The organism is Luteibacter sp. (genome assembly GCF_051958795.1).
Lineage (GTDB): Bacteria > Pseudomonadota > Gammaproteobacteria > Xanthomonadales > Rhodanobacteraceae > Luteibacter.
The window spans coordinates 1-13,783 of the sequence record NZ_JBQCFT010000173.1 but is presented as its reverse complement, the minus strand read 5'-3'; the positions used below and the strand labels follow the sequence as shown (position 1 = coordinate 13,783).

Here is a 13,783-nt window from a genome sequence, read left to right as displayed (position 1 = left end):
GACGAGCGTGTCGCCCTTGCGCACCGTATAGCTCTTCGCCCCGCCCGACGATTTCGCTGACGAGCCGCTGCCGTACTGGTACTGCGGGCCCGGGCCATTGGGGCCGTTCGCGCCACCGCTGGCCAGCGCGGCCGAAGTGGCTGCGGGTGCGGGCGGCGCGATGATCTTTACTGCGTTGTGCAGGTCACTGGCCAGGATGGGCCACGGGCCATCGGCGCAGCTGGCGATGTAAGCCTTCTCGAGCTGCTTCGGCACGTCGAGCCGGGTACCGGCGGGCTGGCTCATCTGTGGATCCAGGCGCGGGTTGAGGTTGCGCAGCGTGCGGAACCAGCCCTCGGGCATGTCGTCGGCCGAGCCCAGGCAGACGGTGAGTTCGGTCAGCGAGGCCGGCCGGGTCAGGGTGATCTGGCCGGGCACGCCATCGACCTTCGGCCATTTCAGGTGGTAGCTATCCGGGTGCAGGAACAGCCACGCGGCCGCCAGCACCATGGGCACGTAGTCGCGCGTTTCCGCGGACATCTGCCCGTAGATGGAAGGGTCGTAGAAGCCCGCGCCCGGGCTGGCGGCCGCGATACGGCGCATGCGGCCCTCGCCCCCGTTATAAGCGGCGAGCGTCATCTCGAGGTTGTTGTTGAACGCGCCAAGCTGCTCGTTGATGTACTCGGCATTTGCCTGCGCGGCCAGGGTCGGGTCGAAGCGCTGGTCGAAACCGCCATCGCTGGAAAGGCCGAAACGCAGGCCAGTCGCGTACATGAACTGCAACGGGCCGGACGCGCCCGAGCGCGATACCGCGTGGACCTTGCCGCCGGATTCCTTGGCCATGATGCCGAACAGCAGCGCTTCCGGCAGGTCGCCCTTCTGGTAAGCCGGCCACATCTTGTAGCGCATCATCTGGTAGTTGACGTACGCATCCATCAGGTTCGGGCGCAGCTGGGTGAGCCACATTTCCAGCGCGGCCTTCACCGGACCGTTCATCACCATCATGTCGGAGAACTTCTGCCCCTTGAGCAGCGTAACGCTGCGCTGGGCTTCCGGCAGCGCGCCGACCACGACCGAACCGGCGGCGTCGCCCGGCTGGGCACCCACTTCCGCGGCCTGCTCGGTGTCGTCGGCGTCCTCGCCCTCGATGAAGCTGCCGTCCTTCAGGCGCAGCAGGCGGTCGAACACGGCAGCGAAACGCTGGGGATCGCAACCCGGGGTAAGGCCACAACGGGCCGAGGCATCCTTCAGCTGGTCCAGCGCCTGCTTGCGGGTCGTCGCCGCCTGCTGGGTATCGCCACGGCGGGCCTGGTCGATCGCGGCCTCGTACCCCTTGCTTGCCTGGTTCATCCGGTCGTACAACGCATTCACTTCCGGTGTCGCCTTGCCGGGCTTGCCGGGGCGGGGCGAACCGCCGGAAGCGCAACCCGCGAGGATCGCCAGGGGGAGCAGGAGAAGGGCGTAACGAGCGTGCAGCGACATGCAAGGGACCAGGTCAGGCAATGCCGGCAACGTTACGCCGTAACCCTACGTGACTCAAGCCGCCGCGCCGAAAATTCTCCGTAGCGGCGCATCCTTGCGTAGACTTGTTCAGGACATTCTTAAGGAACGGACATGCCAGGCATCCTGATTGGCCGCAACGACACCACCGCCGTGGAACTGGACCCGCGCTACGGCAACCGCCATGGCATGATCGCCGGCGCGACGGGTACCGGTAAGTCGGTGACCCTCATGCTCCTGGCCGAGGGCTTTTCCCGCCTGGGCGTGCCCTGCTTCCTCGCCGATGCGAAGGGTGACCTCGCGGGGCTTTCCCAGCCGGCCGGGGCGCCTTCGGACAAACTCAAGGAGCGCCTCGCGAAGCTGGGCCTCTCGACCTGGGCTCCACAGGCCAACCCCGTGGTGTTCTGGGACATTTACGGCAAGCTCGGCCACCCGGTGCGCGCCACCGTCTCCGAGATGGGCCCCACCCTCCTCTCGCGCATCCTGGAACTCAACGACACGCAGGAAGGCGTGCTCGAGGTGGTGTTCCGGGTCGCCGACGACGAGGGCCTGCTGCTCCTGGACCTGGGCGACCTGCGTTCGATGCTGGGCTTCGCCGCGGAACATGCGAAGGACATCTCGGCGAAGTACGGCCTGATCAGCGCGCAGAGCGTCGCCGCGATCCAGCGCGCGCTGCTGAAGCTGGAACAGGATGGCGCCGACCACTTCTTCGGCGAACCCGCGCTCGAACTCACCGACCTGATGCGCCAGGACATGAGCGGCCGCGGCGTCATCAACGTGCTTGCCGCCGATACGCTGATCCTGAAGCCGCGGCTGTATTCCACGTTCCTGCTGTGGCTGCTCTCGGAACTGTTCGAGCAGTTGCCGGAAGTCGGCGACCTCGATGTGCCGAAGATGGCGTTCTTCTTCGACGAGGCGCACCTGCTGTTCGACGATGCGCCGCCCGCGCTGCGCCAGCGCGTCGAGCAGGTGGTGCGGCTCATCCGTTCCAAGGGTGTCGGCGTGTATTTCTGCTCGCAGAACCCGGACGACGTGCCGGGCGAGATCCTCGGCCAGCTGGGCAACCGCGTGCAGCACGCGCTGCGTGCGTATACGCCGCGCGACCAGAAGGCAGTGAAGGCCGCCGCGGAAACCTTCGCGAAGAACCCGAAGCTCGACGTGGTGGAGACCATCGGTACGCTCGGCACGGGCGAAGCGCTGGCGTCCACGCTTGGCGACGGCGGCGTACCTTCGCCCGTGCAGAAGGTGCTGGTGGCCACGCCGTGCTGCCGCATTGGCGCCATCACGCCCGACGAGCGCGCGACGATTCGTTCGCGCTCGCCCGTGGGCGCGAAATACGACAACGCGGTGAACCGCGAATCCGCGGAAGAGATGCTCGCCGCGCGCGCCACGGCGAAGAACAGCGACGATGCACCGCCGGTGAAGCAGGCGGGCAAGGGCGAGGATGAAGGCAACGGCTGGGGCGGTGCCGTGCGCGATGCGGTATTCGGCACCAAGCGCCGCCAGGGCATGCTCGAAACCATGGCCAAGTCGATGGTGCGGACCGCGGGCTCGCGCGCCGGCCAGCAGATCGTGCGCGGCATCCTCGGCAGCATCTTCGGCGGGAAGCGCTGAGCATGCCGCGGGTTGCGCTGGCCGACGCGTCGCTGCCGTTCTCCCGCCGCATCGTCGCCGGGCTCGGCTACCCGACGCGGGGCTCGGCCATCGTGACGATCCTTGGGGTCACCGCGCTCGACCTGCTCGCGTTCATTCCCATGTTCATGCTGCGGCTGCTCGTGGTCACCGTGGGGTGGATCGCGCTCTATCGCTATGCCTTCGCGTGCCTGCGCCATACCGCCGACGGCTTCGAAGCACCGCCCGAGATGGCCATGCACTCGGAGGGCGATGCGACGAAGGCGCTGATCCTGATCCAGATGGCCGGCAATGCGCTGGTGTTCCTGGTGCCGTGGCTGCTGGAGAAGCCCGGGCTGCAGCTCCCACTCGCGGTCGCCATGGCCTTTGTCCTCCCCGTCGTCACCATGTCGCTTACCTTCGATGGCGCGGGCACGGCGCTCAATCCGCTGACCTGGTTCGCCGTGATCGGCCGCCTTGGCGGCGATTACTTCAAGCTGTTCGGCGTGTGCCTCGTCGCCGGCGTCGCGCAGGCGTCAGCCCAGTACGCCATGCAGCAGCATGGTCCCTCGTTCCTCGCCACGGCCATCTATTACCTGATGGCGAACTACTTCGCGATCTACACCTTCCACCTGATGGGCGCGCTGATCCATCGCCACCACGAACGGCTGGGTTACCGGCCGGAAAGCGAAGCGCTGGTCGAGGCCACCCGCGAGGACGATGACAGCGCCCTGCTCGCCCACGTGAACGAGATCGCGCGCGACGATGTTCCTGGCGCCACCGACATCCTCACCGAGCGGCTGCGCGAAGGGCTGGCACCCGCGCCGCTGCACACCCGATATCGGCAGCTGCTGCGCGCGCAGGAGCGCATGCCGGAGTTGCTGGTGCATGGGCAGATCTGGATCGCGGCGCTCGTGGCCGGCGGCGAAACGCGGCGCGCGCTCGGTGTCGTGCAGGATTGCGTCGGCATCGACCCGGCCTTCGTCCCCGACGCACCGAACACGTGTGGCCCGCTGGCGGATACGGCTGCGCAGGGTGGCATGCAACGCCTCGCGCTGCAGCTGGCCCTGGGCTACCTGCGCCTGTGGCCCGGCGATGCCGGCGCACCGCACTATGGGTTGCTCGCGGTGCAGATGCACTTCCAGCAGGAGCAGCGCGAGCAGGCCGCCGCGCTCGCGCGGTCACTGCTGCACGCGTATCCCGGCCACCCCGTTTCCCAGGACCTCATGGATTTGCTCGACATGCTTGACCCCTCCCGCCCGGTGACTTCGTGAGCCGCTGGCGCCCACCCTCCCCGTCCTCCACCGCGATCATCACGCGCGATGGATTCGAACGGCTGAAGACCGAACTCGATCATCTGTGGCACACGGTCCGGCCCGAGGTGGTGAAAGCCCTCGCCGCCGCCGCGGCCGAAGGCGACCGCTCGGAGAACGCGGAATACACCTATCGCAAGAAGCAGCTCGGCGAGATCGACCGCCGCGTGCGCTACCTGAGCAAGCGCATCCCCGTATTGAAGGTGGTCGAGGCGACGCCATCGCAGGCGGATGCGGTGTTCTTCGGTGCGATCATCGAGCTGGAGAACGTCGAGAGCGGCGAAACGGTGCGTTACCGCATCGTCGGACCCGACGAGACCGATGCGAAGCAGGGCTGGATCAGCATCGACTCGCCGCTGGCGCGTGCAGTGCTCAAGAAGCGCGTGGATGACGAGTTCGAAGCGGTGCTGCCCGGCGGGCCGACACGCTTCGCGGTGATTTCCGTCGAATACACGTAACCCCCGTCTTTTTTGTGGGAGCGCGCTTGCGCGCGATGGGTGCTCGCGATAGGCCGCCATCCCGCGAGCACCCATCGCGTGCAAGCCCGCTCCCACAGCGCGCTCCTACCGGGTGTGTGCTTCGAGCTGTTCGGTAAACGTCTCGACGTTGGCAGCAAAGCGGCGAACCGCATCTGCATCGAGTGGTACACCTTCGCGCAATCCGAGCTCCAGCGCTTCGCCCTCGCTCGCGACCGCCGACTCTCCGAACACGTTGACGCCGCCCAGCACGTGGTGGATCCATCCGGCCACGGCATCGGGATCGCCACCGGCGATCACTTCGTCGAACCGGGCCAGCGCGTCGCGGGTCGCCGCCACGCCGGCCTGGATCACCGTCGCCACGTTTTCGTCGGAGCCGAACGCGCGACGCATGCGCGCCATGTCGATCAGCGGTGCCGGTGCGGCCGGCTCCTGCGGCGCGGCCGGTGTTCCCACCGCTGCCCCGAGCCAGCGCGATACCGCCTCGTGGAACGCCGCGAGCCGGATGGGCTTGCGCAACAGGTCGTCCATGCCAGCGGCCAGGCAACGTTCGCGCTGGTCGGCCCGGGCATCGGCGGTCATCGCGACGATCGGCAGGTGACGGTCCGTACCCTGCTCGCGCCGGCGGACTTCGCGCGCGACCTCATAACCGTCCACCTTCGGCATGTGGCAGTCCACCAGCAGCAGGTCGTAGTCGTCAGCGGCCAGCGCTTCCAGTGCGGCCTCGCCGTCATCGACCATGTCGCAGGCGAGGCCATGCATCGCCAGCTGCGCGCGGACCAGTTGCTGGTTCACGGGATGGTCTTCAGCCACGAGGATGCGCGCCGTACCCACGGAAGACGGCGCGCCCTGCGCCGGGGACGCTGTCGCGGCAGCCGCTACGCTGAGCGGATCCGCGATCGGCAGTTCCACGGTCGCGGTCACGATCGTGCCCTTGCCCGGCTCGCTATGGATGACGATATGCCCACCCATGCGCTCGATCAGCCGGCGCGAGATGCTGAGGCCGAGCCCGGTGCCACCGAAGCGGCGCGTGGTCGATGACTCGGCCTGGCTGAAGGGCGCGAACACATGGCGTAATTTGGCCGCGTGGATGCCGATGCCCGTGTCGCTGACGACGAAGCGGATCCGCTGGCGGCCGCCGTGTTCCTGGTCGACGTGCACCGCCACGATCACGTGACCCGCGGCCGTGAACTTGATGGCGTTGCCGACCAGGTTCAGCAGCACCTGGCGCAGGCGGCCGTCATCGACGACGACGGCCTGGGCCAGCGCGGCATCGATGTCCACCTCGATCGCCAGTCCTTTCGCCTCCGCCTGCGCCGCCATGATCGCCACCGCGTCTTCGACGAGCGCGCGCGGATCGGCAGGCCGTGGGTCCAGGGCGAGATGGCCGGCTTCGATCTTCGAGAAATCGAGCACGTCATCGAGGATGTGCAGGAGCGCCTCGGCGGAATGCTCGATCGTCGCCACCATCCGCCGTTGTTCGCCGTCCAGCGGCGTGCGTTCGAGCACGTCGAGCAGGCCGATCACACCGTTCATCGGCGTGCGGATCTCGTGGCTGATCGTGGCGAGGAAGTCGCTCTTCGCGCGGGTCGCGGCTTCGGCTTCGTCGCGCGCTTTCGCCATGCCGCGCGACGCAAGCTCCTGCGCGGTCACGTCCACCCAGTAGCCGTTCCAGCGCACGTTGCCGTCGGCCGCCGCCAAAGGCACCGCGTCCGAACTGAGGTAGCGCACGCGCTCGCCCACCTGCGCGCGTACCGTGACATGCAGCGGCGAGGTCTCGCGCGCGGAGCGCTCGAACGCTTCGTGCAGCGTATCGCGATCTTCCGGGGCCACCGGCGCAAGCAGGCCATCGCCGCCCGCGAGCAGTTCGCCTGGTTCCATGCCAAGCAACGTCTGCGGATCGCCGCCCACGTACGCCATGCTGTAGCGGCCTTCCGTATCGCGCACGGCTTCATACACGACGGCCGGGACGTGTGCGGTCACCTCGGCGAGGCGCCGCTCCGTTCGTTCGCGCCGGCGGGTTTCCCGGCGCAGGTTGAGGTAGGCATAGCTGATCGCGATGAGCGAAGCGAGCAGCACCGCGACGAACGGAAGGATGCGGCTCGCAACCTCGCGCCAGGTCGGGCCGACGACATAGTGCGAGGCGAACCAGGTATTGCGGATCTCCTGCTGGCGATGCGTCGGCAGGTTCACCAGCACGCGGTTGATCAGCGGCAGCAATGGCGCCAGGTCACGGCGCACGCCGATGGAAATGGCCTCGCTGTCGCCGGTGGGCGCGGCGACCTTCACCTGGCCCAGGAAGTGTTCGCGGATCAGGTAATCGACGGACGCCAGGTTGCCGACGAAGGCATCGCCCTCGCCCGCTGCCAGGCGCCGGAGGCCTTCTTCTTCGGTGCCTACCGGTACCACCGTCACGCCGGGGATGCGCGCCAGCAGGCGGCGGATGGGTTCGCGCGTCGTGTTGCCGAGCACCTGCTTTCCGACGAGGTCATCGCGCCCCGCGATCACGGGCGCGCCCTCGCGGGTGACGATCATGATCGGGAAGTCCAGGTAGGACGTGCTGGGCTCGAGATAGGGCCAGGTGGCGCTCTGCGGATTGATCGCGGCGACAAGGTCGACCTCGCCGCGCTTCACGCTGGCGACGGTCCCTGCCCAGTTCTCGCTCGGGACCTGGACGAGGCGCAGGCCGAGCTCGGCGGCGATCTCGCGGACGTAATCGAGCGCGAGGCCCTCGGCCTGGCCCTGGCCGGTGATCAGGCTGAAGGGGGCGTAGCTCGGGTCGACGCCCAGCCGGAGCGGCGGGAGGTCGTGCAACCACGCCTTCTCGCGCTCGCTGAGCGGGATCGCGAACTGGCGGGGGCGCGGGGCGATATCCCGGCCCACCCAGGGCGCGCGCAGACGCCCGTGGTCGGCGGCGGTCAGGTCGGCCAGGGCATGGTCGATCGCGCGGCCCAGGGGCGCCTCCGTACTGGGCACGGCAAACGCCAGCGCGCTGATCGGCAGGGCCAGCGGCTCGCCGATATGCAGCTCATGCTCCATGCCGAGCCGCGAGACGAATTCGCGTGCGGAGTACGGGTTGTCGATGTAGGCGGTGACTTCGCCCATGCGCACCCGCTGGAGCGCTTCCGCGGTGGAGCCGACCTCGACCAGGGTCGTATCCGGCAGCTCGCGGCGCAGCGCGGCCATGTCGAAATAGCCCGCGTGCACGGCGAGCCGCTTGCCCGCCAACTCACTGGTCCGGTGGATCACCGGCGCATCGTTGCGCTGGACCAGCGCGGGCAAGGATTCAAAGTAGGTGGCCCCTACCCGGATCCCCGGCATGCCGAGTTCCAGCGGGGTCACGCTGGTCGCCACGTCGATCTCACCCCGGGCGAGTGCGGCGAGCAGCTGCGGCCAGGTATCGAACACACGGGTCTGCAGGGTCACGCCCAGCTCGCCGGCCACTTCGTGCAGGTAATCGGGCCCCAGGCCCTCCAGCTGGCCGCCCTGGAGCTCCTCGAACGGCGGGTAGCCCTCCCGGTACGCCCCCACGGTCAGGACCGGGTGGTGGCGGAGCCACTCGGCATCCTCCTTGCTAAGAGGCACATCCGGGGCCGCGTAGGCCACGGCTGACAGCACGAGTAGCATTAACGGAAGCAGATATCGGGTCACAGGCGGGCTTCGTCGTGAGGGCCATCGTGGGCATAATCGTGCCAACCACACGGCGTCGCTAGTACGTAAGGAGAAACAGACACATGCCACTTAAAGTCATTCTGGCAGACGACCACCCGCTGGTACTCGTCGGCGGGGCTCTGGCGCTGGAGAATGCGCACGTCGAGGTCGTCGGCAAAGCCAAGGCGGCCGACGAGCTGCTCGAGATGCTGGCGGAACGCCCGTGCGATGTCGTCATTACGGATTTTCTCATGCCGAGCGATCGCGAAGACGACGGCTTCGCCCTGCTCGACACCATCAGCAAGAAGCACCCGACCCTCGGGGTCATCGTGCTGACCATGGTCAACCGGCCGGCCGCGCTGCAGTCGATGCTCACCCGCGGTGCCCGCGGCATCGTCGACAAGCGCGCCCCCATGGATGAACTCGCCGTCGCGGCCAAGGCCGTGTACGAGGGCGAGACCTACCTCAGCGAAACCCTGCTGGACATCCTCAACGAGGCGGACGATACCTCGGTCGCGATGCCGGGCGCCGAGCTCTCGCCGCGCGAGAAGGAAGTCATCAAGGCCTTCGTCAACGGCCAGTCGCTGCAGCAGATCGCCGACCGCGAAGGCAAGTCGGTCAAGACCATCAGCCGGCAGAAGCGCGATGCCATGCGCAAGCTCGGCGTGGACCACGATAGCCTGCTAGGCGATTACGTCCGCGATCACGGGCTCGTCTGAGCCCGGCAAGGCGCCAAGGGCGGCTGGGTAGAGCCGCCCCGCCCTGATCGGCTGGAAGCACGGCGCCGTCGTGTAGAAAGCCTCATCCGCGGTCCCTGCGTGCCAGCCCGGCACGCCCGACACCGGTAGCGGCCGAAGTTCCTGCGGATCGTTGAGGATGCCACCGCCCGCGATGGCGCGCGTGCAGGCCTCGACTGCATCACCTCCGCCCATCACCACCAGCGCCTTGCCGACGAGCAACTTGTCCGGCGTCAGCGCATGCTCCAGCAGCGCATGCCCGAAGATCTCCACGCGCGCGTCGCCGCGCACCCATGCTTCGCGATGCGTCCAGAACAACGCGTGCCAGTCGTGCCTGTCCCACGCGGCGAGCATGCGTGGATCACGCAGCGTGACGATGATGCCGGCTTCGTCGAAATGCGTGAGCGCGCACTGCGGGCGTGACCGCTCGCGCGGGCCCATGCGTGCGATCTCTTCCACCTGGCGCGCATTGAGCGCGCGCTTCAACGCCGGGTAGCGCAGCCACACGAGTGCGTTGAACAGATCGTGCCAGTTCCCGGGGCGCGTGGCGACGGCACCGCGCGCGATGCGCTCTTCGTAGTGCAGCCCATCATCCAGGAGCGCCTTGTCCTGGGTGACGAAATGCTGGCTGGAGCCGGCGGGCAGGAGTGCGTTGAGCTCGTCCGTGACCGGCCAGGCCTGCGCCGCGATCAGCGGTTCGTAGGCCTGCCAGTGCGCCAGCGGTGGCACCGCCAGCACGCGGCGATCGAACGCCTCACGCGTGGGTGCCACGTGGCGCATGGGGCTTAGGCCAGGCGACCGTAGAGATCGTGGGCGTCGGCTTCTTCGACCACGACGTCGACGAACTGGCCCGGCTTCAGCAGCTGGCCGTCATCGATACGCACGGCACCGTCGATTTCCGGCGCATCCGCGCTGGAACGGCCCCAGGCACCTTCAGCGTCGATCTCGTCGACCAGCACCTTGATCGTCTTGCCGACCTTACGCTGCAGCTTGGCGGCCGAGATTTCGGCCTGCACCGCCATGAACTGCTCGAGGCGGTCTTCCTTCAGCTCTTCGTCGATCTGGCCCGGCAGCTCATTGGCCTTCGCGCCGTCCACCGGCGAATAGGCGAACGCGCCCACGCGATCGAGCTCGGCTTCGCGCAGGAAATCGAGCAGCTCGTTGAACTCGGCATCGGTTTCGCCGGGGAAGCCAACGATGAAGGTGCTGCGGAGGGTGAGATCCGGCACCTGGCGGCGCCAGTTCTGGATGCGCTCGAGCGTCTTGTCGACGTTGCCCGGGCGCTTCATCAGCTTGAGGATGCGCGGGCTCGCGTGCTGGAACGGGATATCGAGGTACGGAAGAAGCTTGCCCTCCGCCATCAGCGGCATCACTTCGTCCACGTGCGGGTACGGATACACGTAGTGCAGGCGAGTCCAAACGCCGAGTTCCGACAGGCCCTCGCACAGTTCGGTCATGCGCGTGCGGTAGTTCTTCCCACGCCATTCGCGCTCGGCGTAACGGGTGTCGACGCCATAGGCGCTGGTGTCCTGCGAGATGACCAGCAGTTCCTTCACGCCACCCTTCACCAGCTTCTCGGCTTCCATCAGCACCTGGTCGACCGGGCGGCTGACGAGATCGCCGCGCATCGACGGGATGATGCAGAAGCTGCAACGGTGGTTGCAGCCTTCGGAAATCTTGAGGTACGCGTAGTGCTTCGGCGTGAGCTTCACGCCGGTGTCCGGCACCAGGTCGAGGAACTTGTTGCGCGCCGGCGGCAGCGCTGAATGCACCGCGCTCATCACCGAGGCGTAATCCTGCGGGCCGGTGATCGCGAGCACGTCAGGGTAGCTGTCGCGGATCAGCTCCGAGCGTTTGCCCAGGCACCCGGTGACGATGACCTTGCCGTTCTCATGCAGGGCTTCGCCGATCGCATCGAGCGACTCCTGCACGGCGGAATCGATAAAGCCGCAGGTGTTCACCACCACGGCATCGGCCTCGCCATAGCTGGGCACGATCTCGTAGCCCTCGACCTTGAGCTGGGTGAGGATGCGTTCGGAATCGACGAGCGCCTTCGGGCAGCCAAGGCTGACGAAACCGATCTTCTGGGACTGGGCGGCCTGGGACATATGCCGTGGGTACCGGGGGTGGGAAACCGGGCATTATAGCCGGAGCGGGTGGCTTGCTGGCGAAGCAGTGCAGACATTGATCTCACGCACTGCGAGATCACTGACCGCTCGGGTTATCGGCCCGACGCGACAGATGGCCCGTCGAGGGAGATACGAGGGAAGGCTAAAAGATGAAGGGACGTTCGCCGTAATAACGGGTTAGACACCGAAGGCAGGCGCGTCGATCGAAGGGGAGTTACGCGGCAAGCTGCCAGCCGCCATCGGTCTCGACGAAATTCAACTCCGTCTGCTGACGCTCGCGGTCCAGGTGGTTATACCGCTCCACCGCCGCCATGAGTCCGGCATTGCCCAGAACGATCTCACGCACGAGGCCGCGCACGAATTCCGCCGCATAGCGCGGCACCTCCAGCTGGCCGCGCTCCCACTTGGATACGGTCTGCTCCTGCACGCCGAGGATCTCGCCAAGCGCGCGCTGGCCCATGTCGGTGTACTTCCGCAGGAAGCGGAACGTCTTGCCGTCAATTTCACCAGAACGAGCTGCCAGCGCACTGGCAATTGCCTTGTCCAGGCCTTCGATGTCGTGAATCGAAGTGGCCTTTTCGCCGGATTTAAGGGTCATGATCTCGTACCCGTTTTGCAGGTAGATGCCATCAATTCCTGCGCCGCGATAAGGAATCATTTCGCCTCTCCTAGATAACAACTACAGTAACTACCAGCATCATGAAGCCCATGCGGTCGACATCCACGGCAACCACGACACGCAGGTTGTCGCCTGCTGTGATGGCCTCCATGGTGATTTTCCAGTCACGGTCCACCGTGAAAACGGGGGCAGCAGTAACGTTGCCTCGCCGCAAAACCTGGATCACCTGTCGCACCGTTACATCGCGCTCATCCATGCGCTGTTCGGCGTGCTCGCTCCAGATAATCTTTCCGCCGTCATCAAGGATGCCCAGGACCAGGGCCGCTGCCTCGTCGCGCGTCAGGGTCTTTGGAAGCTGAGGCCGCATGGGCACGACGTTGCTCATGACCCGTATTATGTACGGGTCACTCAATCGATTACAAGGTACATACGAGAGACGTTCAACGGGTCGCGGCCGTGAGCGCTCCCAGCGGACGGTTGCACCGCTAAGCTTGGCGAATTCCCCACACTGCCGGAGATTCCCCCATGGGCCGCACCCTGATCCTCGACACCTCCCGCCCGCACGAAAGCATGGACGCCTACCTGGCCGAGCCGGAGGGCGCGCCCAAGGGCGGTGTCGTCGTTATCCAGGAGATTTTTGGCGTCAACGCCCATATCCGAAGCGTGGCCGATCGTTTTGCGGCCGAGGGGTACGTGGCCATCGCCCCTGCCCTGTTCGATCCCGTCGAGAAGGGCGTTGAGACCGGCTACGACCAGGAAGGCATGACCAAGGGCGTGAAGATGGTCGCCGAGCTGGGCCTGCTCCGTCCGCAGCAGGATGTGGCCATCGCGGCGAAGTGGCTTGCCGATACCTACAAGGTGAAGGTGGGTACGGTCGGCTATTGCTGGGGTGGCACGGTGGCCATGCTGGCCGCCCTGCGCCTCGGGCTGCCCTCCTCCAGCTACTACGGGTCGCGCGACGTCCCCTTCCTGACCGAGCCGGCGAAGGCCAGCGTCATCTTCCATTTTGGCGAGCGCGACCATTCGATCCCGCCGGAGATGGTGGAGAAGCACCGCGAACTGAAGCCGGAAATGGATACCTGGGTGTACCCGGCCGACCACGGCTTCAACTGTGATGCGCGCGCCAGCTACGACGAGCCCAGCGCGACGCTCGCCTGGGACCGCACCCTGGCCTTCTTCGCCCGCGAGCTGGCGTGAGCGCGGCGTTCGAACTGGATGCACGGCTCGCCGGCGACACCCTGGTCGTCGGCGACCTGCCGCTTTGCCGCGTACTTTTGATGCGGGATAGCCGCTTCGCCTGGCTGGTGCTGGTGCCCCGGCAGGCGGGGTTGGTCGAAGTGGCCGACCTGGGCGAGGCCGAGCGTGCCGCGCTGTGGCGCGAAGTGGATCAGGCGGGCGCCGCCCTGCATGCGGTCGCGGCGTGCGACAAGCTCAATATCGGCGCACTTGGCAACATCGTGCGGCAGCTGCACGTGCACGTCGTGGCGCGGGTGGAGGGCGATGCGGCGTGGCCGGGGCCCGTCTGGGGATCTGGGAAGGCTGAGCCTTATGCGGATATCGAGGCGATGGTTGGGCGCATTCGAAACGCACTGGCGTTGTAGTTGTGGGTGGGGGGGGGGGGGGGGGGGGGGGGGGGGGGGGGGGGCGCCCCCCGCCCCCCCCCCCCCCCCCCCCCCCCCCAACCCCCCCAACCGGCCGCCCCACCGCGGGCGGGCGGGGGGGCGGGGCCGGGGGGGCCGGGCGCCCCCCCCCCCCACACCCCCCCCCC

General features: G+C 67.2%; 12 protein-coding genes. 6 read left to right on the top strand and 6 right to left on the bottom strand.

Annotated features, from left to right (window positions below; all coding sequences use genetic code 11):
• A partial coding sequence (locus ACTHLF_RS09040; RefSeq protein ID WP_440326728.1) for a lytic transglycosylase domain-containing protein occupies nucleotides 1-1,461 on the bottom strand: 1,461 nt, incomplete at its 3' end.
• Nucleotides 1,462-1,593: 132 nt separating this feature from the next.
• Here ACTHLF_RS09040 and ACTHLF_RS09035 point away from each other — a divergent pair.
• From ACTHLF_RS09035 to greB, 3 genes are read left to right on the top strand one after another with little or no spacing between them, the layout of a single operon-like run.
• Complete coding sequence (locus ACTHLF_RS09035) at nucleotides 1,594-3,093, top strand: helicase HerA-like domain-containing protein (protein WP_440326727.1); 1,500 nt, start codon at nucleotides 1,594-1,596, stop codon at nucleotides 3,091-3,093.
• Between the two features lie 2 nt (nucleotides 3,094-3,095).
• Nucleotides 3,096-4,364: a hypothetical protein gene (locus ACTHLF_RS09030; protein WP_440326725.1), complete on the top strand. Its 1,269-nt coding sequence runs from the start codon at nucleotides 3,096-3,098 to the stop codon at nucleotides 4,362-4,364.
• Nucleotides 4,361-4,861 carry a transcription elongation factor GreB gene (gene greB, locus ACTHLF_RS09025; RefSeq protein ID WP_440326723.1) on the top strand — a complete coding sequence of 167 codons (501 nt, stop codon included), beginning with the start codon at nucleotides 4,361-4,363 and terminating at the stop codon, nucleotides 4,859-4,861. Before ACTHLF_RS09030 ends, greB begins: the two co-directional genes overlap by 4 nt.
• A 105-nt stretch (nucleotides 4,862-4,966) precedes the next feature.
• On the opposite strand, the gene ACTHLF_RS09020 is transcribed toward greB, so the two are convergent.
• A complete protein-coding gene (locus ACTHLF_RS09020; RefSeq protein WP_440326722.1) occupies nucleotides 4,967-8,506 on the bottom strand; it encodes an ATP-binding protein in 3,540 nt (1,179 codons plus the stop codon).
• 107 nt (nucleotides 8,507-8,613) lie between these two features.
• Between ACTHLF_RS09020 and ACTHLF_RS09015 the strand changes: the two genes are divergently transcribed.
• Nucleotides 8,614-9,249, top strand: coding sequence for a response regulator (locus ACTHLF_RS09015; RefSeq protein WP_440326720.1), 636 nt, complete (start codon nucleotides 8,614-8,616; stop codon nucleotides 9,247-9,249).
• Here the strand turns inward: ACTHLF_RS09015 and ACTHLF_RS09010 are convergent.
• The 4 genes from ACTHLF_RS09010 to ACTHLF_RS08995 all read right to left on the bottom strand — a co-directional run bounded on the left by ACTHLF_RS09010 (nucleotide 9,214) and on the right by ACTHLF_RS08995 (nucleotide 12,400).
• Nucleotides 9,214-10,047 (bottom strand): DUF3025 domain-containing protein, encoded by an 834-nt coding sequence (locus ACTHLF_RS09010; protein ID WP_440326719.1) that lies wholly within the window; start codon nucleotides 10,045-10,047, stop codon nucleotides 9,214-9,216. The genes ACTHLF_RS09015 and ACTHLF_RS09010 overlap by 36 nt on opposite strands.
• A 5-nt stretch (nucleotides 10,048-10,052) precedes the next feature.
• Nucleotides 10,053-11,375, bottom strand: coding sequence for a 30S ribosomal protein S12 methylthiotransferase RimO (gene rimO, locus ACTHLF_RS09005; RefSeq protein WP_440326717.1), 1,323 nt, complete (start codon nucleotides 11,373-11,375; stop codon nucleotides 10,053-10,055).
• A 235-nt stretch (nucleotides 11,376-11,610) separates the two neighbouring features.
• The gene (locus ACTHLF_RS09000; protein ID WP_440326715.1) at nucleotides 11,611-12,054 is read right to left on the bottom strand and encodes a hypothetical protein; all 444 of its coding nucleotides are present in this window, start codon (nucleotides 12,052-12,054) and stop codon (nucleotides 11,611-11,613) included.
• 10 nt (nucleotides 12,055-12,064) lie between these two features.
• Entirely contained in the window at nucleotides 12,065-12,400 is a 336-nt protein-coding gene (locus ACTHLF_RS08995; protein WP_440326713.1) for a DUF4258 domain-containing protein, read from the bottom strand.
• Between the two features lie 140 nt (nucleotides 12,401-12,540).
• On the opposite strand from ACTHLF_RS08995, the gene ACTHLF_RS08990 reads away from it, so the two are divergent.
• Nucleotides 12,541-13,212 (top strand): dienelactone hydrolase family protein, encoded by a 672-nt coding sequence (locus ACTHLF_RS08990; protein ID WP_440326712.1) that lies wholly within the window; start codon nucleotides 12,541-12,543, stop codon nucleotides 13,210-13,212.
• On the top strand, nucleotides 13,209-13,616 hold the full coding sequence (locus ACTHLF_RS08985; protein WP_440326710.1) for an HIT domain-containing protein: 408 nt from the start codon (nucleotides 13,209-13,211) through the stop codon (nucleotides 13,614-13,616). Before ACTHLF_RS08990 ends, ACTHLF_RS08985 begins: the two co-directional genes overlap by 4 nt.
• The last annotated feature ends 167 nt before the right edge of the window (nucleotides 13,617-13,783 follow it).